The 24,013-nt window shown below is 67.5% G+C and carries 17 protein-coding genes and 1 pseudogene; 12 read left to right on the top strand and 6 right to left on the bottom strand.

All coding sequences use genetic code 11. From position 1 onward, the window contains the following. Window positions 1–63 precede the first annotated feature (63 nt). The 10 genes from BBJ41_RS33035 to BBJ41_RS32985 all read left to right on the top strand — a co-directional run bounded on the left by BBJ41_RS33035 (window position 64) and on the right by BBJ41_RS32985 (window position 12,122). Entirely contained in the window at window positions 64–1,986 is a 1,923-nt protein-coding gene (locus BBJ41_RS33035; protein WP_069750556.1) for a type II and III secretion system protein family protein, read from the top strand. A gap of 20 nt (window positions 1,987–2,006) precedes the next feature. Beyond that, window positions 2,007–2,315 carry a hypothetical protein gene (locus tag BBJ41_RS33030; protein WP_069750555.1) on the top strand — a complete coding sequence of 103 codons (309 nt, stop codon included), beginning with the start codon at window positions 2,007–2,009 and terminating at the stop codon, window positions 2,313–2,315. Window positions 2,316–2,340: 25 nt separating this feature from the next. After that, window positions 2,341–3,606: a pilus assembly protein TadG-related protein gene (locus tag BBJ41_RS33025; RefSeq protein WP_069750554.1), complete on the top strand. Its 1,266-nt coding sequence runs from the start codon at window positions 2,341–2,343 to the stop codon at window positions 3,604–3,606. Window positions 3,607–3,618: 12 nt separating this feature from the next. Next, entirely contained in the window at window positions 3,619–4,152 is a 534-nt protein-coding gene (locus BBJ41_RS33020; protein ID WP_069750553.1) for a TadE/TadG family type IV pilus assembly protein, read from the top strand. Continuing rightward, window positions 4,149–4,592: a TadE/TadG family type IV pilus assembly protein gene (locus tag BBJ41_RS33015; RefSeq protein ID WP_069750552.1), complete on the top strand. Its 444-nt coding sequence runs from the start codon at window positions 4,149–4,151 to the stop codon at window positions 4,590–4,592. The genes BBJ41_RS33020 and BBJ41_RS33015 overlap by 4 nt, the downstream gene beginning before the upstream one ends. A gap of 22 nt (window positions 4,593–4,614) precedes the next feature. Then, on the top strand, window positions 4,615–5,823 hold the full coding sequence (locus BBJ41_RS33010) for a CpaE/TadZ family protein (protein WP_069750551.1): 1,209 nt from the start codon (window positions 4,615–4,617) through the stop codon (window positions 5,821–5,823). Window positions 5,824–5,842: 19 nt separating this feature from the next. Further along, the gene (locus BBJ41_RS33005; RefSeq protein ID WP_069750550.1) at window positions 5,843–7,210 is read left to right on the top strand and encodes a CpaF family protein; all 1,368 of its coding nucleotides are present in this window, start codon (window positions 5,843–5,845) and stop codon (window positions 7,208–7,210) included. A 33-nt stretch (window positions 7,211–7,243) separates the two neighbouring features. After that, on the top strand, window positions 7,244–8,221 hold the full coding sequence (locus BBJ41_RS33000) for a type II secretion system F family protein (RefSeq protein WP_069750549.1): 978 nt from the start codon (window positions 7,244–7,246) through the stop codon (window positions 8,219–8,221). Between the two features lie 36 nt (window positions 8,222–8,257). Beyond that, entirely contained in the window at window positions 8,258–9,238 is a 981-nt protein-coding gene (locus BBJ41_RS32995; protein ID WP_069750548.1) for a type II secretion system F family protein, read from the top strand. A 694-nt stretch (window positions 9,239–9,932) separates the two neighbouring features. Next, window positions 9,933–12,122, top strand: coding sequence for a TonB-dependent siderophore receptor (locus BBJ41_RS32985; protein WP_069750546.1), 2,190 nt, complete (start codon window positions 9,933–9,935; stop codon window positions 12,120–12,122). A gap of 22 nt (window positions 12,123–12,144) precedes the next feature. Here BBJ41_RS32985 and BBJ41_RS32980 read toward each other — a convergent pair whose 3' ends face one another. Next, complete coding sequence (locus BBJ41_RS32980; protein ID WP_069750545.1) at window positions 12,145–12,960, bottom strand: response regulator transcription factor; 816 nt, start codon at window positions 12,958–12,960, stop codon at window positions 12,145–12,147. Between the two features lie 1,146 nt (window positions 12,961–14,106). Here BBJ41_RS32980 and BBJ41_RS32975 point away from each other — a divergent pair. Next, window positions 14,107–17,724: a YadA-like family protein gene (locus BBJ41_RS32975; protein WP_069750544.1), complete on the top strand. Its 3,618-nt coding sequence runs from the start codon at window positions 14,107–14,109 to the stop codon at window positions 17,722–17,724. A gap of 262 nt (window positions 17,725–17,986) precedes the next feature. Here the strand turns inward: BBJ41_RS32975 and BBJ41_RS32970 are convergent, their stop codons facing one another. The 4 genes from BBJ41_RS32970 to BBJ41_RS32955 are packed head-to-tail and all read right to left on the bottom strand — an operon-like array spanning window position 17,987 to window position 22,038. Beyond that, the gene (locus BBJ41_RS32970) at window positions 17,987–19,381 is read right to left on the bottom strand and encodes an FAD-dependent oxidoreductase (protein ID WP_069750543.1); all 1,395 of its coding nucleotides are present in this window, start codon (window positions 19,379–19,381) and stop codon (window positions 17,987–17,989) included. A gap of 26 nt (window positions 19,382–19,407) precedes the next feature. Next, entirely contained in the window at window positions 19,408–20,292 is an 885-nt protein-coding gene (locus tag BBJ41_RS32965; RefSeq protein WP_069750542.1) for a tryptophan 2,3-dioxygenase, read from the bottom strand. Beyond that, window positions 20,289–20,663, bottom strand: coding sequence for a ThiF family adenylyltransferase (locus BBJ41_RS32960; protein ID WP_069750541.1), 375 nt, complete (start codon window positions 20,661–20,663; stop codon window positions 20,289–20,291). Before BBJ41_RS32960 ends, BBJ41_RS32965 begins: the two co-directional genes overlap by 4 nt. 52 nt (window positions 20,664–20,715) lie before the next feature. Then, window positions 20,716–22,038 carry an aminotransferase class I/II-fold pyridoxal phosphate-dependent enzyme gene (locus BBJ41_RS32955; RefSeq protein WP_083282087.1) on the bottom strand — a complete coding sequence of 441 codons (1,323 nt, stop codon included), beginning with the start codon at window positions 22,036–22,038 and terminating at the stop codon, window positions 20,716–20,718. A gap of 317 nt (window positions 22,039–22,355) precedes the next feature. Between BBJ41_RS32955 and BBJ41_RS40830 the strand changes: the two are divergent. Then, window positions 22,356–22,667, top strand: a pseudogene (locus BBJ41_RS40830) (IS3-like element ISBcen23 family transposase); the annotation flags it as partial. Between the two features lie 226 nt (window positions 22,668–22,893). On the opposite strand, the gene BBJ41_RS42155 reads toward BBJ41_RS40830, so the two are convergent. Beyond that, a complete protein-coding gene (locus tag BBJ41_RS42155; RefSeq protein WP_167362243.1) occupies window positions 22,894–23,694 on the bottom strand; it encodes an AP2 domain-containing protein in 801 nt (266 codons plus the stop codon). Between the last annotated feature and the right edge of the window lie 319 nt (window positions 23,695–24,013).

Below are 24,013 nucleotides of genomic sequence, written 5' to 3'. Positions count from 1 at the left end.
CAGCACGGCGGCCTCGCAAGTCGACAACCGGCACGGCGCCGGTCTCTCGGGGGATCAGACGAAATGAAGATCAAACCGCAACATACAGGTACCGGCCCACTGCGGACACGCGTCGCACGGGGCACGATGATGGCCGCGATCCTCTGCTCAGGATGGCTGACCGTTTATGGCGCACTGGCCCAGGAAGGCATCGAGGCCGGCGTGCTGACGAAAGGCGGCGCCAGCGCGCCGGCCGCGGTCGGCAAGGGGCCGATGCAGATGACGATCAGCATGGCGCCGGTGCCGGCCGCCGCGCCTGCCGCGTCGGCGGGGCCGCTGCGCGGGCCGAACTGCATCGGCGCGGTGCGCGAGTCGACCAGCGTCAGCGTGCCGCTCGGCAAGTCGCTGCTGGTGCCGATGCCGGAGCCGGTGCGCAACCGGACGATCGGCAATCCGGCCGTCGCGCAGGCGACGATGGTGTCGCCGCAGACGCTGTACATCCTCGGGCTGTCGGTCGGCACGACGAACATGATCGTGCAGGGCCGGAGCGGCGCATGCCGCGTGATCGACGTGGCGGTCGGCGCGGATGCCGGCGGCCTGCAGGCATCGCTGCAGCAGCTGATGCCCGGCGAGCGCGACATTCACGTCTCGACCGCCGCCGGCACGATCGTGCTGGCCGGCTCGGTGTCGAGCTCGCAGGCCGCGCAGCAGGCCGTGCAGATCGCACACGCGTACGGCGACAGTGCGGGCGACCCGGCAGGGGGCGGCAAGCCGGGCGGCGGCGTGCTGAACATGCTGAGCGTGACGTCGCCGCAGCAGGTGATGCTCGAGGTGAAGGTGGCCGAGGTGTCGAAGACGCTGATCAACCAGATGGGCAGCGCACTCAACATCCAGGGCGGGTTCGGTTCGTGGAGCGGTGCGCTGGTCAGCAGCCTGCTCGCGGGCGTCTCGAGCGCGGTCGCCTTCAGCAAGGCGAACAACAAGCCGTTCAGCATCGCGGCCGACGCGCAGAACACCGACAACCTCGTGAAGATCCTCGCGGAGCCGAATCTCGTGACGATCAGCGGCCAGGAAGCGACGTTCCTCGCCGGCGGCAAGATCTTCATCCCGATCCCGCAGAGCAGCGGCAACGGCATCTCGTCGATCACGCTGCAGGAAGAGGAGTTCGGCGTCGCGCTGAAGTTCACGCCGACCGTGCTGGCGAACGGCCGGATCAGCCTGAAGGTCGCACCGGAAGTGTCGGAGCTGTCGCAGACGGGCGTCACGCTGAGCGCGTCCAACATCGGCGGCACGTCGATCCTGCCGCTGATCACGACGCGGCGCGCGTCGACTACGGTGCAGATGAGCGACGGCGAATCGTTCGCGATCGGCGGGCTGATCAAGGACAACGCGAGCGGCGCACTGAAGGCGATCCCTGGCGTGGGTGAAGTGCCGGTGCTCGGCGCGCTGTTCCGCAGCACGTCGTTCCAGCAGGACCGCACCGAGCTGATCTTCCTGATTACGCCGCATCTCGTGAAACCGCTGCAGACCGCGGACGTGGCGTTGCCGACCGACAGCTTCTCGAAGCCGAACGAAGCCGACGTGTATGCGACGGGCAACATGGAAGGTCGCGGCGGCGTCCGCAAGGCGGGTGCGCAACCGATGAACGGCCCGGCGAGCGCACCGCAGGCACCGGCCCAGGCGCCGTCGCCGGCGCCGCAATCGGACGCGCCCGCCGGTCAGGACGCCGCGCTGCCTGCGCCGCGTGCACCGCAAGGCACGGACGCACAGCCGCCGGTGCCCGCCGAGCCGCAGAAGACCCCCGCGCCGGTGGCGGCAACCGTGCCGCAACCCGACGCGGCGAACGCCGCCCGCATCGCGCACATCGAAGCCGCCGCCGCGCGCCTCGCGGCGGCCGGCCCCGACACGCCGGCCCGGCCGGCGGCGCGGCCCGGGCACCGGCCGCCGGCCGCCGCCCACGCGCAAATAGCGCGCGCGAGCGCGGAACCCGCATCCACCGATCGTTGAAGTCATCCAAGGGGACGCTCATGAAATCCGCCTACTTCGTATTCGTGCGCCGTGCGGCGCTCGCCGCACCGCTCGCGTTCGCGCTTGCCGGCTGTATGTCGTCGACCCCGGTGTGGGACAGCCGCTTCGGCGACTCGGTCCGCACCGTGATGCAGGCCCAGATCATCGACCCGCATGCGGCCGAACACGCGGCTTCGGCTTCGGGCTCGTCGTCGGGTGTCGACGGCGCGGCCGCCGCCGCCGCGCTCGACAACTACGACAAGTCGTTCAAGCAGATCCAGCCGCCCGCCAATGCGTTCGTGATCGGCATCGGCAAGGCCACCCAGTAACGACCGCACGCCCAGGGAGAACGCCATGTCCAGCGCAGCTCGCTATCCGAAAGTCACGCGTCGCGGCATGCATCGCCAGCGCGGCGCCGTCGCGATCATCGTCGGTCTCGCACTGGCGGTGATGATCGGGTTCGTCGGTCTCGCGCTGGACCTCGGCAAGCTGTACGTCACGCGCAGCGAACTGCAGAACAGCGCCGATGCCTGCGCGCTGTCGGCCGCGCGCGACCTGACGTCGGCGATCAGCCTGTCCGTCGCCGAGGCGGACGGCATCGCCGCCGGCCACCTCAACTTCGTGTTCTTCCAGAACAAGTCGGTGCAGATGCTGACGAATGCGAACGTCACGTTCAGCGATTCGCTGACCAACCCGTTCCTGGCGAAGAACTCGGTCACGACGCCGGCGAACATGAAGTACGTGCAGTGCACGGCGACGCTGAGCAACATCGCGCACTGGTTCATCGAAGTGCTGAACGTGCTGCCGGGCACGAAGCTCGCGAGCGCGGCCGAAGTGTCGGCCAGCGCGATCGCGACGGTCGGCGGCGGGCAGACGGCCTGCGCGATTCCGGTGTTCGTGTGCCGTGCGTCGGGCGCGTCGCCCTACAAGGTCGGCGACTGGATCACGTCGCCGTCGGGTTCGTCCTACGGGCCCGGCAACTTCGGCTGGGCGGCGCTCGACGGCTCGACGAACGAGCCGACCATCGCGAGCGAGCTGTCGGGCAACACCTGCAACATCACGAGCCCGCCCGATCTCGGCAGCACCGGCCTGAAATCGGCGTCGCTGCGCGCCTGGAACACGCGCTTCGGCATCTATACGAACGGCTCGAACGGGTCCAGCGGCCAGCCCGACTTCACCGGCTACGCGTACGTCGGCCCGAACTACGGGCCGCCCGGAACGGCGGGCATCAAGGGCGACGCGTACACGCAGTTCGTGACCGACCGCACCACCTTCAAGTCGTACCAGGGCGACGGCACGCCGCCGTCGGGCAGCGGGATCGCCACCAACGGCACCGCGACGGCGAGCAACTACCAGACCTATGGCGGCGACCGCCGTGTCGCGCTCGCGCCGGAAGGCGACTGCTCGACGCTGCAGGGAAGCAGCCACAAGCTGCACGTCACGCAATGGGATTGCGTACTGATGCTCGATCCGTTGCCGTTCAGCCCCGGCAGCGGCAACGTGATAGCCCACCTCGAATACCTCGGGTCGTCCGTCTCCGGCAACAACCCGTGCGCGACGCACGGCTTGCCCGGCGACGGCAGCGCGTCCGGGGTCCAGGTGCCGATGCTCGTTCAATAGGGAGAGGCGACCATGAAAAGGCTTCCGTTTCGCCGTTCGCGCACCCGTGGCGTCGTCGCCGTCGAGTTCGCGCTCGTGCTGATGCCGATGATCCTGCTGGCGACCGGCGTCGCCGAGTTCGGCCGCGCGATCTACCAGTACGAGACGCTGACCAAGGCGACCCGCGACGCGGCGCGCTACCTGTCGATCTGGCTGCCGACCGACAGCGCGTATCCGGTGACGGCGGCGCAGTGTCTCGTCGTCTACGGCAGCACGACCTGCGGCTCGGCCGGCACCGAGCTGGTGCCCGGGCTCACGACGTCGATGGTGACCATCTGCGACGCGTCGCACACGACCGGTTGCAGCGACGCATCGGACCCGGCGCAGTTCTCGAACTTGCCGACCTACGACGCGAACAACAACGCGGCGAGCGGCACGGCGACGGGCGCCATCAACGTCGTCGAAGTGAAGATCAAGGGCTACAAGTACCAGCCGATCCCCGCGTACCCGGGGCTGCCGTCGATCACCTTCGGCAACATCATCACCGTGATGAGGCAAGTGTCATGAGCGCGCGCCATTTCCCCCTGTCACGCCGGCGCGCCCAGCGCGGCTCGGCGATCGTCGAGTTCGGGCTCATCGCGTCGGTGCTGGTCATGCTGCTGATCGGCATCTTCGAGTTCGGCCGCGTGCTGTTCTACTGGAACACCGCGAGCGAGGCCGTGCGCCTCGGCGCGCGCACGGCGGTGGTCTGCGACGTGAACGCCGCCGGCGTCGCGAAGCGCGTGACGGCGCTGATGCCGCTGCTGTCGAGCGCGAACGTGGCGGTGAGCTACTCGCCGGCGAGCTGCGACGTGACCTCGTGCGCGTTCGTGACCGTGAGCGTCACGAACGTCACGGTCAAGACGATGATCCCGTTCGTGAACGTCACGCTCAAGATGCCGCCGTTCACGACGACGCTGCCGCGCGAAAGCCTGACTTCCGCGACCGGCGGCTCCGCCTGCAATTAATCGAACAGACGAGGCACACGACATGATCAACATCCTCGTAGCTTCCGACGATACCGCGCGGCTGACGCAGATCGCGCGCCTCGTGGCCGACTGCGGACACTATCGCGCGACGCGCGCGACCGGCCGCCCGTCGCAGATCGAGCATCGCACCGACGGGCTCGACGCGTTCGACATCCTGCTGGTCGACGGCACGTCGCTCGACCCGTCCGAGCTGTCGGCGATCGAGCGGATCTGCCGCGCGCACGCGGGCCTGACCTGCATCCTCGTGACGGCGGACGCGTCGCCGCACGTGTTGCTGGAGGCGATGCGCGCGGGTGCGCGCGACGTGCTGCAATGGCCGATCGATCCGAAGGCGCTCGGCAGCGCGCTCGAGCGCGCCGCCGCGCAAAGCACGCGCTGCGACACCGACGACACGCGGATCGTGTCGTTCATGTCGTGCAAGGGCGGGGCCGGCACGAGCGTCGTCGCCAGCAACGTCGCGTTTGAGATCGCCGAGGGTTTCAAGCGCCGCGTGCTGCTGATCGACCTGAACCAGCAGTTCGCCGACGCGGCGTTCCTCGTCAGCGACGAAACCCCGCCGTCGACGCTGCCGCAACTGTGCGCGCAGATCGAGCGGCTCGACAGCGCGTTTCTCGACGCGAGCGTCGCGCACGTGACCGAGAACTTCCACGTGCTCGCGGGCGCGGGCGACCCGGTCAAGGCGGCCGAGATGCGCGAGGACGCGCTCGAGTGGATTCTCGGCGTTGCCGCGCCGCGCTACGACTTCGTGATCTTCGACGTCGGCGTCGGCATCAATCCGCTGTCGATGGTCGCGCTCGATCGCAGCGACCAGATCCAGATCGTGCTGCAGCCCGCGATGCCGCACGTGCGCGCCGGCCGCCGGCTGCTGGAGATTCTCGTATCGCTCGGGTACTCGACCGACCAGATGCGCCTCGTCGTGAACCGCGCGACGCGCGCGAGCGACCGGACCCGCACCGCGCTCGAGGAAGTGCTCGGCCTGCAGGCCGCCTGCACGATTCCCGACGATGCCGAAACCGTGCTCGAGGCGATCAACCAGGGGCACCCGGTGTCGCGGCTCGCACGCAGCACGGCGGTCGCGCGCGCGCTGCAGGGCTGCGCGAAACAGCTCGTCGACGGGGAAGTGCGGGCCGGGCATGGCGCGGCGCGCGGCGAACCGTTGATCTCCAGGCTCTTCGGCCGCAAGGTCACGCCGAAGCTCAAGTCCATGTAAGTCTTTCGGGGAATCCATCATGTCACTGCGCGAACAGATGTCCTTGCACCGGACGCAGCCGCTGACGGCGGGCAACGAACCGGCCGGCCCGGCGCATTCGTCGGTACGCGACGCGTACCAGAAGCTGCGCCGCGAAATTCACCTGGCCGTGCTCGATCGCGTCGAGCTGGAGCGGCTGTCGCGGTTGCCGCAGGATCAGGTCCGGCAGGAGATCGCCGCGCTGATCTCGCGCATCCTCGACGATGAGCGGATGCCCGCGAACGACATCGAGCGGCGCCAGCTCGCGATCGACGTGTACGACGAGATGTTCGGTTTCGGCCCGCTCGAAGCGCTGCTGCGCGACCCCGGCATCTCCGACATCCTCGTGAACACGTACCGGCAGGTCTACGTCGAGCGCTGCGGCCAGCTCGAACTGACCGACGTGACGTTCTACGACGACGCGCACCTGATGAAGGTGATCGAGAAGATCGTGTCGCGCGTCGGGCGCCGCATCGACGAGTCGAGCCCGATGGTCGATGCGCGGCTGCCGGACGGCTCGCGCGTGAACGCGATCATCCCGCCGTCGGCGATCGACGGGCCGCTGATGTCGATCCGGCGCTTCGCGGTCAATCCGCTGAAGATGGACGACCTGACGCGCTTCCACAGCCTGACGCCGCCGATGGCGGAACTGCTCGACGCGCTGTCGCGCGCCAAGGTGAACGTGCTGGTGTCGGGCGGCACCGGCAGCGGCAAGACGACGCTGCTCAACATCCTGTCCGGCTACATTCCGCGCAACGAGCGGATCGTGACGATCGAGGACGCCGCCGAGCTGCAGCTCCAGCAGCCGCACGTGCTGCGGCTCGAGACGCGCCCGCCGAACATTGAGGGCAAGGGCGAGATCACGCAGCGCACGTTGGTGCGCAACGCGCTGCGGATGCGGCCGGACCGGATCATCCTCGGCGAAGTGCGCGGCGCCGAAGCGCTCGACATGCTCAACGCGATGAACACCGGCCACGAAGGCTCGCTCGCGACGATCCATGCGAACACGCCGCGCGACGCGCTGACGCGGCTCGAGAACATGATCAGCGTCTCCGGCCTGTCGCTGCCGCCGAAGACGATGCGCCAGCAGATCGCGTCGGCGATCTCGGTGGTCGTGCAGGCGGCGCGGCTCACCGACGGCAAGCGCAAGATCGTCAGCATCCAGGAGCTGACCGGGATGGAAGGCGACATCATCAACATGCAGGAGATCTTCACGTTCAAGCGCACGGGTGTGGACCGCGACGGCACGGTGCGCGGCTACTTCTGCGCGACCGGCGTGCGGCCGAAGTTCGTCGAGCGGCTGCAGGCGTTCGGCATCAACCTGCCGGATTCGCTCTACGACCCGTCCCAGCGTTACGAGACGAACTGACGGCCTGTCGCCGCTTGCCTTCGGGGAGGCTTCATGAACACGATCTTTTATGCCTTTGTGATTCTCACCTTCGTCGCGGTGGTGCTGACGATCGAAGGCGCCTATCAATGGTGGAACGCGCGGCACGGCTCCGCCGCGCGCCGGATCGAATCGCGCATTCGCGCGATGTCGGCCGGCGGCAACGTGCAGCAGGAGCGGCTGTCGATCCTCAAGAAGCGGATGCTCGACGACTCGAAGCCGTTCGACCGCATGCTGCTGCGCGTGCCGCGCGTGCACACGCTCGATCTCATGATCCAGCAGTCCGGCCTCGACTGGACGCTGCCGAAGCTGATCGTGTTCAGCACGGCGCTGCCGGTGCTCACGTGGCTCGCGCTCAGCGTCGTCACGCTGCCGCAGCTCGCCGTGTTGCCGGTCGCGCTGTTCACCGGGTGCCTGCCGATGATGTACGTGATGCGCTGCCGGGCGCGCCGGATGCGCAAGCTCGAGCGGCAGTTGCCGGACATCTGCGACATGATCGCGCGCGCGCTGCGCTCCGGGCACTCGTTCACGAGCACGCTCGGGATGGTCGGCGACGAGTTTCCCGACCCGATGGGCGGCGAGTTCCGGATCACGTTCGACGAGGTCAACTACGGCGTGTCGCTGCACGATGCGCTGATGAACCTCGCGACGCGCGTGCCGGTGCAGGACCTGCGCTACTTCGTGATCGCGGTGCTGATCCAGCGCGAGACGGGCGGCAACCTGGCCGAGCTGCTCGACAGCATCGCCGGGCTGATCCGCGAACGCTTCAAGCTGTTCGACAAGGTGCGCGTGCTGTCGGCGGAAGGGCGGCTGTCCGCGTGGATTCTCGGGCTGCTGCCGTTCGGCACCGCGGCGGTGATGGCGCTGCTGAACCGCGAGTTCCTGTCCGTGCTCTGGGAGGATCCGGCCGGGATCAGGATGGTCGGCTCGATGCTGGTGTCGATGGCTTTCGGCCTGTTCTGGATCCGCCGTATCGTCCGGATCCGCGTCTGACGCGCAAATCGAATCACGAACCGTTGCGAGGTTGTCATGCAAAACCTGAGCGTAGTCCAGGCCGTGATACTGGGCGGCTTGTTCATCTTCGTGGCCGGCGGGGTGCTCGTCGCGATGCTGTTGTTCGCGCCGCGCAGCATCCAGCGCCGGCTCCAGCAGGCCGGCGGCGCCGGTGCGGGCACGGGCGCCGTCGCGGGCACGGGCGACGGCGACGGCCTGGCGTCGCAGTGGGTCGCGAAGCTGGTGGAACTGTCCAGCCCGATCTCGAAGCTGTCGGTGCCGAAGGACGGCTGGGAGAATTCCCCGCTGCGCATCCGGCTCATGAATGCCGGATGGCGCGAGCAGAGCGCGGCGGCGCTGTATTTCACCGCGAAGACGGTGCTCGCGCTCGGGTTGCCGTGCGTGGCGCTGCTGGCGTTGATCCCGACCGAGCTCGGGGACGAGCGGGTGCTGCTGTCGGCCATCCTCGTCATGCTCGCCGGCATCGGCTACTACATCCCGAACATCGTGCTGTCGCAGCGGGTCAAGGTGCGGCAGTTGAAGATCTTCGAGGATTTCCCCGACGCGCTCGACCTGTTGACGGTGTGCGTCGAAGCGGGGCTCGGGCTCGACGCGGCGCTGATGAAGGTGAGCGAGGAACTGCGGTTTCGCAGCGAGGTGGTCGCGAGCGAGCTCGACCTGCTGCTGCTCGAGATGCGCTCCGGCTTCACGAAGGAGACGGCGCTGCGCAATCTCGCGCTGCGCACCGGCGTCGAGGATATCGAGTCGTTCTGCGCGATGCTGATCCAGGCCGACCGGTTCGGCACGAGCATCAGCGAATCGCTGCGCGTGCTGTCGGACATGCTGCGCACGCGGCGGCGCATGCGCGCCGAGGAACGCGCGGCGAAGATCGCGTTGAAACTGCTGTTCCCGCTGATCTTCTGCATCTTTCCCGCGCTGATGCTCGTGCTGCTCGGGCCGGCGATGATTCACGTCTATCGCGTGCTGCTCCCGACGTTCGTCGGCATCTCGCAGTGAGCGGCACGCAAGCGTCGCGCCGCGAACGGCGATAACGGTATCGCGTGCCGGCCCGCAACATCCGCCGGCCGGCACGGCAACAGGCTTCATGGAGGCTCCCTCCCCAGGCGGCGCCGCGAGACAGATCGACCATAGCGGCGTCAAGGCAACCTGGACCCATGGTCGGTCATGGAAAAAGCCGTAGTCCACCGCCTGATCGGTTGCCCCCTACTGCTAACCATGCGAGACACCGCCGCCGGGCCATCCGGCGGCGGCGTCGTTTCGGCGCGAGCCCGCCGCGACCTCGCCGACGTACTGCGCGCCATGCCACGACGCGAGCCCGGGCAGGTTCGATGCGGGGATCGATATCGCGCTTGCCGGCCTGACCGGCTGTCGCGACGACCGGCTCCGGCCGTCGATGACGAGTGGCACGGGTTCGACGCCATGCACCGAACACCCTCCGTATCCGACGCGTCCCGGCCGCCCATGCCCGGGGAATCTCTCGCCGGCGCGTGCCGGTCACTTTTTTAAAGACCGCGCCACGTTCGACCGGTATCATCGCTGCGCTCGCGAACGATGCAACTGGCCGGTACGGACCGACTCGCGCGCAATCCATATCGCAAACAAGTCAGTTACGACAGCGCGGGACGAACGCCCGCGACGCACCGCGCCTCGATCGGGCCGGGCGGCCGACAGCACGACGGAGCATGGAACGATGGCAACGGGGACAGGTGCGGCGCGACGCGCAAGGGCGATCGCTGCCGGGGGCGCGCTGTGCGCGGCCGCAGCGGGCGGCGCGCACGCGCAGGCATCGAACGCGGCGATGCCGCAGGCAGACACGGCGGTGGCCGTGCTGCCGGCGATCGGTGTGAAAGGGCGGGCCGACGGATCGTCCGCCGGGCTGGTCGGGTTGCGCACCGCGGCCGGTACGAAGACCGACACGCCGGTGGCCGAGATCCCGCAGACGATCAATATCGTGACCGCGCAGCAGATCGAGATGACCGGTGCGGCCGACCTGAACCAGGCGCTGCGCTACGTGCCCGGTTTCGCGACGTTCGGCGCCGACAGCCGGACCGACTGGTATGCGGCGCTGCGCGGCTTCACGCCGACCCTGTACGTCGACGGCGTGCCCGCGCCGAATACGGCCGTCATCGCGAACTGGCGGGTGGACCCGTACACGATCGACTCGATCGCGGTGCTGCGCGGGCCGACGTCGGTGCTGTACGGCGCGGGCGAACCCGGTGCGATCGTCGATGCGCACACGAAGCTCGCCGACGGCGAGCGCGTGCGCGAAGCCGGCGTGGAGATCGGCAACGACGCGCGCAAGCAGTTCATGCTCGACGTCGGCGACCGGCTCGACCCGGACGGCCGGTATGCGTACCGCTTCGTCGGCGTGGCGCGCGACGGCAATGCGGTGACCGGCCCGAACGGCGACCGGCGCGTCGCGCTCGCGCCGTCGTTTCGCTGGCGGCCGAACGCCGACACGTCGCTGACGCTCTCCGCGTCGTTCCTGCAGGACAGCGGCGATATCTCGTCGAACTTCCTGCCCGCGCAGGGCACGGTGTTGCCGAACCCGAACGGCCGCCTGTCGCAGGACATCTACATGGGCGACCCGTCGTTCAACGACTACCGGAAGAAGCAATGGTCGCTCGGCTACACGCTGGAGCATCGCGTGAATGCGATCTGGACGCTGCATCAGGACGTGCGCTGGTCGCGCCTGTCGCTCGACGACGCGACGGTGTTCGGTAACGGCCTTGCACCCCGCAGCACGACGAACATGATGCGTTTCGCGGGGCTGTTCCAGCTCAACTACAGCCGCCTCGCTATCGACAACCACGCGCAGGCGCGCTTCGGTACGGGGCCGCTCGAACATACGCTGCTGTTCGGCCTGCAATTCGACCGCCAGACGACCACCAACAGCGTGTGGCTCGCACTGGCGCCGTCGCTGAACCTGTACAACCCGGTCTACCGGCCCGTCACGGCCGCGATTTTCTCCGGCCCGACGTCGCTCGGCCACGTCGATCAATACACGGCGATGAATGCGTTCGGCGCGTACGCGCAGGACCAGATCCGGTGGCGGCGCTGGACGCTGACGCTCGGCGGCCGTGAGGATCGGGTCAATGCGCGATTCGACGATCGCACGGCCGGCACGCAGGCGCAGCAGGACGTCAGTGCGTTCTCCGGGCGCGTCGGGCTCACCTATCAGGGCGACGCCGGGTTGTCGCCGTACGTGAGTTATTCGACGTCGTTCGATCCGGTCATCGGCGTGCGGATGTTCGGCGGCGGCCTGCCGAAGCCGACGCGCGGCACGCAGACGGAGGCCGGACTGCGCTGGCAGCCGCCCGGGCGAAACCTGATGCTCAACGCGGCCGTGTACCAGATCAACCAGACCAACGTCGTGACGCCGACGCCGGTCAATCTCGACCCGACCGGCACGACGTCCGTGCAGACCGGCGAGGTACGCTCGCGCGGCATCGAGCTGAGCGCGCTCGGCAAGCTGACCCGCGAGCTGTCGATCGTCGCGTCGTATGTCTATCAGGACGTCAGGAACGTGAAGGCGAACGACGCGTCGCTGAACCACTGGCCGGTCGCCGTGCCGCTGCCGCGGCAGATGGCGTCGATGTGGGCCGACTGGACCTGGCACGCGGGCGTGCTGTCGGGCCTCGGGATCGGCGGCGGCGTGCGCTACCAGAGCGCGTCGGCCGGCGCGCCCGACAATTCGCTGACGGTGCCGAGCGTGACGCTGGTCGACCTGGCGATGCACTACGAGATGCGGCACTGGCGCTTTGCGTTGAACGTCGCGAACCTGTTCGACCGGCGTTACGTCAGCGGCTGCCAGTCGTATGCCGTCTGCGTGTTCGGCAACGAGCGGACCGTGCTGGCCAGCGCGAAATACAACTGGTAATCACGGTCATGCCGGGGGCGGTCTACGCGTCGCATTGCGGTTCCCGGGCAGGGGCGCGACCGCGCGCGTGGCGCTGGCGCCGCCACTCGGTCGGCGTGATGCCGAAACGTTCGCGGAATGCGGTCGCGAAATTCGCCGGCGTGGAAAAACCGATCTCTTTCGCGATGCTGGCGATGCTGAGCGACGTCGAATCCAGCAGATCCTGCGCGATCCGCAGCCGTTCGTGCCGCAGATACTCGAACACCGTCTGCCCGAGATTGTCGCGAAACGCGCGCGACAGCCGCTTTTCGTGCGTACCGACCGCGCGCGCCAATTGCTCCATCGTCGGCGGATTGCTCAGCGTCCGCGACAGGTGACGGATGGCCGCGCGAACGATGATGTCGTCGTCCTTGCCGGCCGCGAACGGGTTTTCCGTATTTTTCGTATCGACGGGTTGTTCGCGCTTCGTTCGCGCGAGCTGGATGCGAATCCGCGCGAGCACTTCCTCCGGTTCGAACGGTTTCACCACGTAATCGACGCCGCCGATTTCGAGCCCCTCGAGGCGTTCGTGCAAGGCGCCGGCGACGGTCAGGAAGATGACCGGAATCGCGCAGGTGAGCGGATCGGCGGCAAGCAGCCGGCAGGCGGTGAAACCGTCCATGCGCGGCATGCGGACATCCATCAGGATCAGGTCCGGCGAAAGCGCCTGTGCGCGCTGACACGCTTGCATCCCGTCGAACGCGATGCTGATCCGGCACCCCGTGCTGCGCAGGATGTCGATCAGCAGGCGCAACTGGTCGGGCTGATCGTCGACGATCAGGATATGGGCATCGCTCAATGCTGAGATTGGTGGAGGCATCGTGCACCTGTTCGGGAAAGGCTGCTGGCTGCGTTCTGGCGGGCGGCCGGACACGGTTCGGGATAATCGCCGGAAGCCGCGCCATGACGACGCACGAATGCATCGTGCGCTCGCATCGACATTCGAATTTCGCCGGATCGCGTGGCGGGCAACAGGTCGGTGTAATACCCGGCGTTCGTTGTTTTGATCACCTGGCCGGTAAAGCCGTGAAGCGTTTCCGCTGCTGCGCCGGAAATGGTCTCGACTGCCGGTATCGCCGCGAGCGGAATTGTAGAAGCATATTTTGATTCTCGCCAGATGATGGGCGTCTATTCATCTCATTTCGTTTTCCGCATTTTTGTCATGAGATGCAGCGCACGACCGCTGCGGCGCCGAATTGATTTCTGTCAATGCGTGGCGGATTCATTTGTGCCCGGCATGTGCTTGCGAAATCTGTCTGATTTTGACAGGGTCGTGTTTACCCTGATTTGATTTAAATCCGCTCCAGCAAAGCCTTTATCCGTCGCAAAAAACATTTTCATTATTGGCGTGAGCGTGGAATCGTTTGCGAATGAGTAAATTTTCACATAACCATTTGAATTCATTGAATTTTACAATCTATAAACAATGCTGCCTTCAATTATCGGAGATCGTGTCTCATAATTCGTCCGAACTTTGGATGCGGGTGTGTCAAGCCCGCGGCCGGCGCAGCGGGATGTAACGGGCGTTGCGTGGGTCGATGCCTGATTCATCAATTGATGGATGTCCATCGAACGTCTGCCGCCCGGAAACGAAAATCCGGTCACGGGAGATGAAATAAAAGAAGCAGGATGGGTCGCGGGCAGCGCGACATCAAATTCGGGATGTTTATAACGGCGGGTTGAATCTCCGGATTCAGTCGGGGAGGAACTCGTCCATAAACAAAAATATGCATCCCTAATGGTCAAGTCGTATCAGTCGAATTAACGGAACGGGTCGTCAAAAGAACGGCATGCCCGTGGCCTTTGAACGCCTGTCGAAACGCGCGGCCGTTGCATGTCGCGTTCGACATGGCCAGGCACGGCGTCGAAAACCGTTCCGAGCCGGAGTCGCAATCGAAGTCGAAGCTGTCAATAAAAGTAAGCAGTCCGTATTCAAACCAGACGCTACACAACGGAGCAGAAGACCATGAAGAGGAATCAGATTTCGGCGCTCGTCGCCGCCATGTTCACGGGCGCGGGTGTCCTGATCGCGGGAGCCGCACACGCGGACAATTTCGTCGATCGCGGCAACCCGGACAACGCGCTGAACGGGCAGTGCATCGACGGGACGAACCCGCTTTGCGTGGCAACGAAGAGCGGGAGTTACGTCGCGGTGAGCAACGCGAACGTCACGATGGGCACGAACGCGAAGGCCGGCACCAGCGGCATCGCGATCGGCGATCAATCGAATGCGAGCAGCAATGGCGGCGGCGCCAGCACCGGCGGTTCGATTGCGATCGGGGTCGGCTCGCAGGCACTGGCGAACTCGGCGACGGCGATCGGCACGGTGGCGCTCGCGCAGGGCAATACGGCGCTCGCGATCGGCCGCCAGTCGGCGGCGGTCGGCGATTTCTCGATGGCGCTCGGCAACGTCGCGGATGCGCACGGCACGAGTTCGATCGCACTCGGCCACTCGGCGCTGGCGAGCGGCGATCGCTCGGTGGCGATCGGCGGCGCGAACCCGACGTCCAGCGACGGCGTATCGAACGGCGCCGCGTACGACGCGGCCACGCAGACGCGCGCCGGCGGCACGCAGTCGGTGGCGATCGGCGCGGGCGCGCAGACGAACGACAACAACCAGATCGCGATCGGGTCGGGCAGCGTCGGCGCGAACAATGGCGGCACGCCCGTGTTCGGCGGCACGGCCGCGCCGGTCGGCGGCGCGGTGTCGTTCGGGGCTGTCGGCAAAGAGCGCCAGCTCAAGAACGTCGCGGCTGGCGCGGCCGATACGGACGCCGTCAACGTGCAGCAGCTGAAGAACGTGAACGGTACGCTCAGCACGAGCATCGGCAACGTCGACGCGCGCGTGACGTCGGTCGGCAATTCGCTGTCGACGTCGATCACGAACGTCGACCAGCGCGTGACCACCGTCGGCAACAGCCTTAGCACGAGCATCGTTTCGGCGACGAAGAACGTCGTGAAATACACCGACGATTCGCATGCGGCGATCGCGCTCGACGGTGCCGGCGGCACCACGATCGGCGGCGTCGCGGCCGGCGTGGCCGATACCGACGCGGTGAACGTCGGCCAGTTGAAGGGCAGCGTCGCACCGCTGCAGACGTCGATCTCGACGGCGGCGTCGAACATCACGAACCTGCAGAACAGCGTGTCCGGCATCAACACGTCGCTGAGCACGGCGTCGTCGAACATCGGCAACCTGCAGGCGGCCGATACGCGCAACGTGAAGTACGACGGCCAGAGCGGGTTCGACTCGGTGACGTTCGCCGGCCCGAACGGCACGACATTGCACAATGTCGCCGACGGCCAGAGCGCGCACGACGCCGTCAACCTCGGGCAACTGAGCGGCGGCCTTGCATCGCTCAGCACGAGCGTGACGAACAACATCAGCACGACGCTCGGCAACCTGAGCACGTCGATCACCAGCCAGATCGGCAACGCGACGAAGAACGCCGTGCAGTACGACGACGACGCGCACGGCGGCGTCACGCTCGGCGGCAAGGGCGCGCCGGCGCCGGTCGGCCTGCACAACGTCGCGGACGGCACCGCAACGAACGATGCGGTGAACGTGGGGCAGCTCGGCAAGGCGACCGACACGCTCAATCAGTCGATCACGAACGTGAGCAACAACGTGACGACGCTCGGCAACCAGGTGACGACGAACACGGGCAACATCGCGGCGCTGCAGCAGGACGCGCTCCAGTGGAACCCGGGCCTCGGCGCCTACGATGCGAGCCACGGCGGCAACGGCCCGCAACGCATCAGCAACGTCGCGGCCGGCAAGAGCGGGACGGACGCGGTCAACGTCGATCAGCTGACCGCGGCGATTCATGACGGCACGAGCCAGCTCGATGCGCTGGCCGTGAAGTACGACGATGCGAGCAAGCGCCAGGTTTCGCTCGGTGCGGGCAACGGCGGGAGCCCGGTGCGGCTGACCAACGTCGCGGAAGGCAACGTGGCGGCCGGCAGCACGGACGCGGTGAACGGCGCGCAATTGCGCCGCGCGACCGACGGCACCGTGGCCGCGCTCGGCGGCGGTGCGACGGCCAATCCGGACGGCTCGATCACCGCGCCGGCCTACAAGGTGGGCGGCGGCTCGTTCAACAATGTCGGCGACGCGCTCACGAACCTCGACGGCCGCGTCGGCAGCAATACGACGACGCTCGAGAATCACGAAACGCGCATCGGCAACGCCGAGACGAACATCGCCGGCAATACGGCGGCGATCGCCGGGCTGCAACAGGACGCGCTGCAGTTCGATCCGAAGCTCGGCGCATACAGTGCGGCGTGGGGCGGCGCGGCGACGAAGCTGACGAACGTGGCCGACGGCAACGTCGCCGCGGGTAGCACGGACGCGGTGAACGGCGGGCAGCTGTCGGGCGTGAAATCCACGCTCGAGCAGCAGATCTCGCAGGTGTCGAACCAGGCCGGCGAGGCCGTGAAGAACGTCGTCAAGTACGACGTCGACGCGAGCGGCAACCGGTTGAACTCGGTGTCGCTCATCGGTGGCGACACGAACGCGGCCGTCGTGCTCAAGAACGTCGCGGCGGGCACCGACGATACGGACGCGGTGAACGTGAAGCAGTTGAAGGCCGTGCAGTCGAATCTCAACCAGCTCGGCGCGCTCGCGGTGCAGTACGACGACAGCTCGAAGAGCTCGATCACGCTCGGCGGCGCCGGCGGCACGCGCATCACCAACGTGCAGGCCGGTACGCTCAGCGCAACCAGCACGGATGCGGTGAACGGCTCGCAGCTCTACGCGACCAACCAGCAGGTCGCGAAGAACACGACCGACATCACGAACCTGCAGGGGAGCGTCACCAACATCGCGAACGGCAAGGCCGGCCTCGTGCAGCAGCAGGACCCGAACGGCGCGATCACGGTCGGGAAGGACTCCGGCGGCACCAGCGTGAATTTCTCCGGCACGGCCGGCGACCGCGTGCTGACCGGCGTCGCGGCGGGCGTGAACGCCAACGACGCGGTCAACATGGGCCAATTCAACACCGCGCTGCAGAACGCCGCGGCCAACGACAAGGTCCGTGCGGCGGCGACCGATGCGAACACGACGTGGATCGCGCGGGCCGATGCGGGTTCGATCGGGTCGACGGCGACCGCAACCGGCAAGAACGCGGTGGCGGTCGGCCAGGGCTCCGTCGCCGATCGCGACAATTCGTTCTCGGTCGGCGCGAAGGGCAGCGAGCGCCAGATCACGAACGTCGCGGCCGGGACGGCGCCGACCGACGCGGTGAACGTGCAGCAGTTGAACGACAACCTCTCGGCTGCTTCGACGCAGGCGAAGGGCTACACCGACCAGCGCATCGGGCAGGTGTACAACTCGTTCAACGACCTGAAGAAGGACATGTACGGCGGTGTGGCCTCGGCGATGGCGGTGGCCGGCTTGCCGCAGCCGACCGGCGCGGGGCGCTCGATGGTGTCGGCGGCTACGTCGAACTATCACGGCCAGCAGGGCTTTGCCGCCGGCTACTCGTACGTGACGGAGAGCAACCGCTGGGTCGTCAAGGCATCGGTGACGGGCAACACGCGGTCGGACTTCGGCGCGGTCGTGGGCGCGGGGTATCAGTTCTGATGCGGGGCGCGCAGCGTTGAGCGATGCGGGGTGCCGGGTGATGCATGCAGCGCCCGGCCCTGTAGTCGATTGGTGGCCCGGGGTCCGTTTTCAGGCCCCGGGCCATTCGCGTTCAATGCTATGCCCCGGCGGCCGGCGGTCAGGCGGCAGACAGACCGACGCCCAGGTCGTCAGGACCGGGCGCACATGCGGCCGGCCGGCAATGGGCGACAGTGCGCTGCCCATGCGAGCCGTGCCGTGCCGGGCAAGATCGCGTCGGCGCTCATGCGGCGGACAGCTCGGGCAGGCGTTCGAACAGGTCGCGCTCGACCGCGTGCAAGTCGATCTGCCGGAACGCGTTGCAGCCGGCGGTGCCGGCCCGCAGGATGTCGGCCTGGATCTTGCCGCGTTCGTACGCGAGCGCATAGGGCACGCGCAGGAACGTCACCATGCTGTAGCGCGGCACGAAGCGCGCAGGGTGATGCTCGGCAAGCCATGCGGACAGTTCGCGTTCGAGCGCATATCCGGGTGTCGCGACCCGCGCGCGCATCTCGACGTAGTTCTCGAGCGCCATCGCCTGGATCGCCAGCGCATTCGGACGGCGCTCGGCCTCGAACGCGTCGAGCGCGGCCTGCCTGTCATCGGGATGCGCGTCGAGCTGGCGCACCAGTGCCACGGCGTCCTCCAGTGCGCAGTTCATTCCCTGGCCGTGGAACGGCACCATCGCGTGCGCCGCGTCGCCGAGCAGCACCGTGTGCCCGTGCGCGTGCCAGCGTCGCAGCCGCAGCGTGGCGAGCGAGCCGACCGGATGCGCGTCGAAATCGGCTTCGAGCGCCGGCACGTGCGCGGACAGGTCGGGGAACACCCGCTCGAACAACCGTCGCGCGGCGCGGCCATCGGGCAGTTGCGCGAAGGCCGGCGTGCCGGCGTCGCCATCTGCCTCGACCGGCAGGAACAGCGTCGTGGTGAAGCTGCCTTCGACATTCGGCAACGCGATGCACATGTAGCCGCCGCGTGGCCACAGGTGAAGCGCATGGGGCTCGATGCGAAAGCCGCCGCCGGGCGCTGCGGGAATTTCCAGCTCCTTGTAGCCGTGCGGTTGCCGTTCGCAATCGATGCCGAGATCGACGGTGCGTGACATCGCGGCGCGGACGCGCGAATCCGCGCCGTCCGCGCCGATCAGCAGGTCGAAGGCCGCGCGGTGCCCGTTCGTGAGGATCAGCTCGCGAGTGTCGCAATCGACGTGTTCGACGGCCGAGCCGTGATGCACGCGTGCGCCGGCGCGCTCGGCCGCGTCGAGCAGGAGCCGGTTCAGGCGGCCGCGATGGATCGAGCGGATCACGTCGGCCGGCTCGCGCCCGTACGGCTGCAAGTGCGGAAAGTCGCCGGGCATGTGCACCATGCGGCCGCGCATCGCGACGGTGTGGCGCATCGTCTCGACGTCGAGCTGTGCGGCGCGCAGCGCGTGGATGCCGCGCTCCGCGAGCGCGAGATTGATCGAGCGACCGCCCGCATCGCCGTGGCGTCGCGGGTCGGCGCGTCGCTCGAAGACGTCGACGCGCCAGCCGCCCGCCGCGAGCAGGCACGCGGCGAGCGAGCCTGCGAGGCCCGCGCCGGCGATCGCGAGACGCCCGCGCGACGCGGGCCGGCCGGGAGAGGAAGTGATCGTATCGTGCATGTCGATGGCTCGGGCAGGGGCGGGAATCAGAGCGTCGAGCGCATCTGCCACAGCTCGGGGAACAGCACGATGTCGAGCGTCCGGCGCAGGTAGCTCGCACCGTCGCTGCCAGCCGTGCCGCGACGCAGGCCGATCGTGCGCTCGACGGTGCCGATATGGCGGAAGCGCCACTGGCGCACGCCTTCCTCGAGATCGATCAGGCGTTCGCCGAGGTCGTACAGTGCCCAGTGCGTGTCCGTATCGCGGTACACCGCGCACCAGGCGGCTTCGACGGACGCGTCGTAGCGGCTCGGTCTGGCCTGATCGGCGTCGAGCCGTGTGCGGCAGATCGCAAAACCCGCACGCGCCAGCGCGCCGATCGCCTCGTCGTACAGCGACGGCTCATGCAGCCGCGTGAGCAGCGCTTCGCGTGCGGCCGGGTGCGCATCGTGATCGCCGATCACCGCCGGGTTCTTGTTGCCGAGCAGGAACTCGATCTCGCGGAACTGGAACGACTGCTGGCCGGACGCCGAGCCGAGCGCCGGGCGCATCGCGAGAAATTCGACCGGCGTGAGCGTCGCGAGCACGTTCCAGCCATGCACGAGATGCTCCATCGTCCGCTGCGCGCGGGCGATCGTCTTCGACGCCTGCGGCAGCTGCGATGCGCGTAGTTGCGCGCACGCGCGCGTCAGCTCGTGCAGCAGCAGCTTCATCCACAGTTCCGATGTCTGGTGCTGGATGATGAACAGCATCTCGTCGTGCGTGCCGGACAACGGCGACTGGCTGTCGAGCAGGCTCTCGAGCTGCAGATAGCCGCTGTAGCGCAACCCCGGCCGCGGTTTCTCGGCGGCCGCGCCAGGCGGGTTCATGAAAGGACATTGCTGCATGATCGGCTCCTCGGGCAGGCGGGACGTCGTGGCGGTCGCGTTCATTGGTGGCTCCCGGCGGCGGCCGGAAGGATCGTGATGGTGTGGCCGTCCGCGCCGGCGGCCGACGGGCCGCCCTTGAAGCGGACGTCGTCGTCGTTCACGTAGACGTTGACGAAGCGGTGCAGCCGGCCATGCTCGACGAACCGTTGCAGCAGGCCCGGATACGTCGACCCGAACGAGCCGATGCCCGCGGCGGCGCGATAGCGCAGCGCGGGCGAGCCGAGACCGCCGGCGCCGACCGCCGGCGCGCGGGTGGATTTCGGGCGCTGCTGGCCGACGAGGCCGATTTCCGGCAGCAGGATGTGCCGGCGGTAGCAGGTCGGCTCATCGGCGGACAGCGGGGCAAGCTCGGTGACGAGAGGCGGCCGTTTCATGGTGGCTCGGCGAGAGTCGGTTGCATGGAACTGCGTGGGTGCGGCGGCACGCTCAGGCGGCGTCGCGAGCGGGCGATTCGGCGAGCACGTGCGCGAGCGCTTCTTTCAGTGCGGTCATTTCGTCGCGCGCGCCGATCGTGATGCGCATCCAGTTCGGCATGTCGGGCCAGCTCCGGCCCACGTACACGCCCCGCGCGGCCAGCGCGGCGATCACGGGCAGCCCCGCGCGACCGAGGTCGACCATCACGCAGTTCGCGTGCGACGGCATACACGCGAAGCCACGCATGGAGAGCCAGCGGATCAGGTCGTCGCGGCCGGCCGCCGTGTATGCCTTGCGCTCACCGAGCCGGTCGCGCAGCGCGAGACTCGCGAGCGCGGCGGCAGCGGCTGGCGCGGGGACGTCGTGCGGCGGCATGCTGTGGATGCGTGCGATGGTGTCGGGTTGCGCGACCGCATAGCCGAGCCGCAGGCCGGCCATCCCGTAGATCTTCGAGAACGTGCGCGCGACGATCAGCCCTGGATGCGTGGGCACTGCGTCGAGCATCGACGGTTCGTCGCTGTACTCGATATACGCTTCGTCGACGAGCACGGTCGCGCCGGGCCTGCGGTCACTCAGCAAGCGCCGCAGCGCGTCGCGAGGCGTCACGGTGCCGGTCGGATTGTTCGGGTTCGCGACATAGATCAGCCCGCGCGGCGCGGCTTCGCACATCGCGGCGACGTCGTGCGCGCCGTCCGCGCGAAGCGGCACATGGCGCACCGGCCGGCTCGCGAGCCGGGCGGCCTGTTCGCAGACGGGGTAGCCCGGGCTCGCGAGCACGAGCGGTGCGTCGGGCGCGGTGAACGCGAGCGTCGCGTAATGTAGCGCGCGGTTCGAGCCCGGATACAGGGAGACCCAGTCGGCCGGCACGCCGTGCATGGCGGCGATCGCGTCGCGCAGCCGCTCGACGAGCGGGAACTGGTAGCGTCCCGCATCGGCGAGCGCGTGTGCGGCGGCGGCTTCGGCCTCGTCGAACAGGCCGAACGGAGATTCGTTGAGGTTCAGGAAGATCTCGCGCCGGTCGGCGGCGGAGGCGGGAGCGGTATGCGGTTCAGTCATGGCTGGTACGTTCGGCGGAACGGGGAGGGCTCGGCAGGAACGGTCGCCGAGGATGGATTTCAGCGTGCGCCCGAAGCAGCGTGTGACCGCGGCGCTCAGGTTGATGGGGTGCGGGTAGCTGACGCGGTTGGTGGTTTCGGCAACCTGGTTGCCGGCCTCGAGCAGTTCCTGTGCGGGAGGCATTCGCAGTGCAAGCAAGTGCTGCGCGGGGCTCGTGCCGTACGCGTGCCGGAAGTAGTCCTTCTGCTCGTATTCGCTGATGCCGAGCGCGGCCGCCATCCCCTGGCCGGGTTCCGGATGCTGTAGCGCTTTCCCCCTCGGGAGGGGGGCTGGACGCCGATTGTTTTTTCCGTGCCGGACTCGCGAATGATCCCGATTGGCTGCCCTTGCCGATGCGTGGCCGGGTGGGTGCCGGCGGCCGCTTCGACGCGTCCTCGTGATTTGAAAGCGCCCGATGCCCGGATGGGCTGGCAGCTCGTGACACAGTTGGCGACGTCATGTCCGTTGTGGATCGACAAGATAAAAAGGACGATGCCAATCTTTATGCTGCGAATTCGAGTTCAGCGCGAAAAGGCTGAGCTCAACGCGAAGATGCGTTGCGACTGAGCCGCCGAGTGGCGACTTGTACGCTCAGGCAATCGGAGAAGAACCGGAGCCCGGGCGAGAGGTTGATCGTGGCCGAGCAAGAAGTGCCGCGCTTCGGCTATTGCCGGATGTCGGCCTGGCTGGCGTTGAGCGAATCGCGCGCGCGACGCATGTGGAGCGCCGAATTGCGCGGCGACGTCCTCGCCGACGTCGTTGATTCAACGACATACGACTGCCACGCATCACTCGGCCCGATTCGGTCTGGCGCTGCGGCTTCGTGGACGACCGACTGGTGAATGGCCGGGCGTTGACGATGCCGTGCTTCTGCACCAGGATGTCGCGTTCGGTGCCGGGCTCGTTAACCGCTCGCCACAAGCGATACGGTTCACCGCGCTATTTTCGTACGCTATCGCAAGCAACGCGCCGCGCGCTTCGTTGCCTGGCGCGAAATCACTGGCGGGACCCAAAATCCGTCGGCCACTTGCGCAGCCATCGCCCCTCATGTTTTTTCATGAGCGGACTACACCAAGTCGACCGTGCCGTTTCCACCTATTCTGGACGGTTGGTCCCCGCGCGGAGCCCCGGAGCAGCCTCTTCCGCGGCCTGCTGGGCTGCCTCGACACTGCCGTATTGTGAAACCGAAAATGTGTGGGTCGTCTTCTTGTCGTTCGAGTCTGTGTAACCCACCAGCCATCTTTGATTGTCCTCTTGCCAATGGACGCCAGTGACGCTGCTCTGACGTGCGGCGCGGGGGCGCGGCGCCGGCACAACGGTCCCCGCACGGAGCCTCGGAGCAGCCTCTTCCGCGGCCTGCTGGGCTGCCTCGACACTGCCATATCGTGAAACCGAAAATGTGTGGGTCGTCTTCTTGTCGTTCGAGTCTGTGTAATCCACCAGCCATCTTTGATTGTCCTCTTGCCAATGGACGCCGATGACGCTGCTCTGACGCGCGGCGCGGAGGCGCGGCGCCGCCATAACTGTCCTCGCGCGGAGCCCCGGAGCAGCCTCTTCCGCGGCCCGCCGGGCTGCCTCGACACTGCCGTATTGTGAAACCGAAAATGTGGTGCTCGTCCTCTTGTCGTTCGAGCCTTTGTAACCCACCAACCATCTTTGATTGGCCTCTTGCCAACGGACGCCGGTGACGCTGCTCTGATGTATGGCGCGGCGGGGGGGCGCTGACACACTGGAGCCCGGCCTTGCTGCCGAGGGTTGAGAGGGATTGTGCTCGGTCTGCGATGCTCTGGCGCTACTCTGATCGATGTATTCTGCGTGTTCTGCGAGGATCGATGCGCGCGGGGGCTTCGGCGAGAAGGCCGAAGCGCGCACGGGATCTCGCTCGGATGTAGCCATTCGTCCCCTCTGTCCGGGAGCACTCTGTCCCGGGTCATACAGCGGTGCGCCGGCGCCGGATGGATCTCGCGCAGTGGAATCGGACGAGAGCGTCTGGCCAGGAACCGAGGCGCAGGACGGTTGGGGCGCGTCCCCTGCAGACGGGAACGGGTCCTGCCATTGAGCCGTTCTGATTGGCTGCTGCGAGATTGGCGCAACGGTGGCCGGTCGCCGGATACTCCCCGGTGTTGCGTAGGATTGCTGGAGGTAACGCAACGGCCCCGCCTGCTGCGCCACGACGGGGCGGTTCGGCGCCGGGCGGCGAGAGGACTCCTGCGGA

It is taken from the genome of Burkholderia stabilis, from assembly GCF_001742165.1.
Lineage (GTDB): Bacteria > Pseudomonadota > Gammaproteobacteria > Burkholderiales > Burkholderiaceae > Burkholderia > Burkholderia stabilis.
The sequence above is the reverse complement of the archived record's forward strand: the minus strand, read 5'-3'. Positions and strand labels throughout refer to the sequence as shown.

Bases quoted from the DNA above. Each gene is read 5' to 3' on its own strand.
- BBJ41_RS33035 (WP_069750556.1), top strand. From the start codon at position 64: ATGAAGATCAAACCGCAACATACAGGTACCGGCCCACTGCGGACACGC.
- BBJ41_RS32995 (WP_069750548.1), top strand. From the start codon at position 8,258: ATGCAAAACCTGAGCGTAGTCCAGGCCGTGATACTGGGCGGCTTGTTC.
- BBJ41_RS32965 (WP_069750542.1), bottom strand. From the start codon at position 20,292: ATGAACGCGACCGCCACGACGTCCCGCCTGCCCGAGGAGCCGATCATG.
- BBJ41_RS32980 (WP_069750545.1), bottom strand. From the start codon at position 12,960: ATGCCTCCACCAATCTCAGCATTGAGCGATGCCCATATCCTGATCGTC.
- BBJ41_RS33025 (WP_069750554.1), top strand. From the start codon at position 2,341: ATGTCCAGCGCAGCTCGCTATCCGAAAGTCACGCGTCGCGGCATGCAT.
- BBJ41_RS33010 (WP_069750551.1), top strand. From the start codon at position 4,615: ATGATCAACATCCTCGTAGCTTCCGACGATACCGCGCGGCTGACGCAG.
- BBJ41_RS32955 (WP_083282087.1), bottom strand. From the start codon at position 22,038: ATGGCGGCCGCGCTCGGCATCAGCGAATACGAGCAGAAGGACTACTTC.
- BBJ41_RS33020 (WP_069750553.1), top strand. From the start codon at position 3,619: ATGAAAAGGCTTCCGTTTCGCCGTTCGCGCACCCGTGGCGTCGTCGCC.
- BBJ41_RS33005 (WP_069750550.1), top strand. From the start codon at position 5,843: ATGTCACTGCGCGAACAGATGTCCTTGCACCGGACGCAGCCGCTGACG.
- BBJ41_RS42155 (WP_167362243.1), bottom strand. From the start codon at position 23,694: ATGGCTACATCCGAGCGAGATCCCGTGCGCGCTTCGGCCTTCTCGCCG.
- BBJ41_RS33030 (WP_069750555.1), top strand. From the start codon at position 2,007: ATGAAATCCGCCTACTTCGTATTCGTGCGCCGTGCGGCGCTCGCCGCA.
- BBJ41_RS32970 (WP_069750543.1), bottom strand. From the start codon at position 19,381: ATGCACGATACGATCACTTCCTCTCCCGGCCGGCCCGCGTCGCGCGGG.
- BBJ41_RS32985 (WP_069750546.1), top strand. From the start codon at position 9,933: ATGGCAACGGGGACAGGTGCGGCGCGACGCGCAAGGGCGATCGCTGCC.
- BBJ41_RS32975 (WP_069750544.1), top strand. From the start codon at position 14,107: ATGAAGAGGAATCAGATTTCGGCGCTCGTCGCCGCCATGTTCACGGGC.
- BBJ41_RS33015 (WP_069750552.1), top strand. From the start codon at position 4,149: ATGAGCGCGCGCCATTTCCCCCTGTCACGCCGGCGCGCCCAGCGCGGC.
- BBJ41_RS32960 (WP_069750541.1), bottom strand. From the start codon at position 20,663: ATGAAACGGCCGCCTCTCGTCACCGAGCTTGCCCCGCTGTCCGCCGAT.
- BBJ41_RS33000 (WP_069750549.1), top strand. From the start codon at position 7,244: ATGAACACGATCTTTTATGCCTTTGTGATTCTCACCTTCGTCGCGGTG.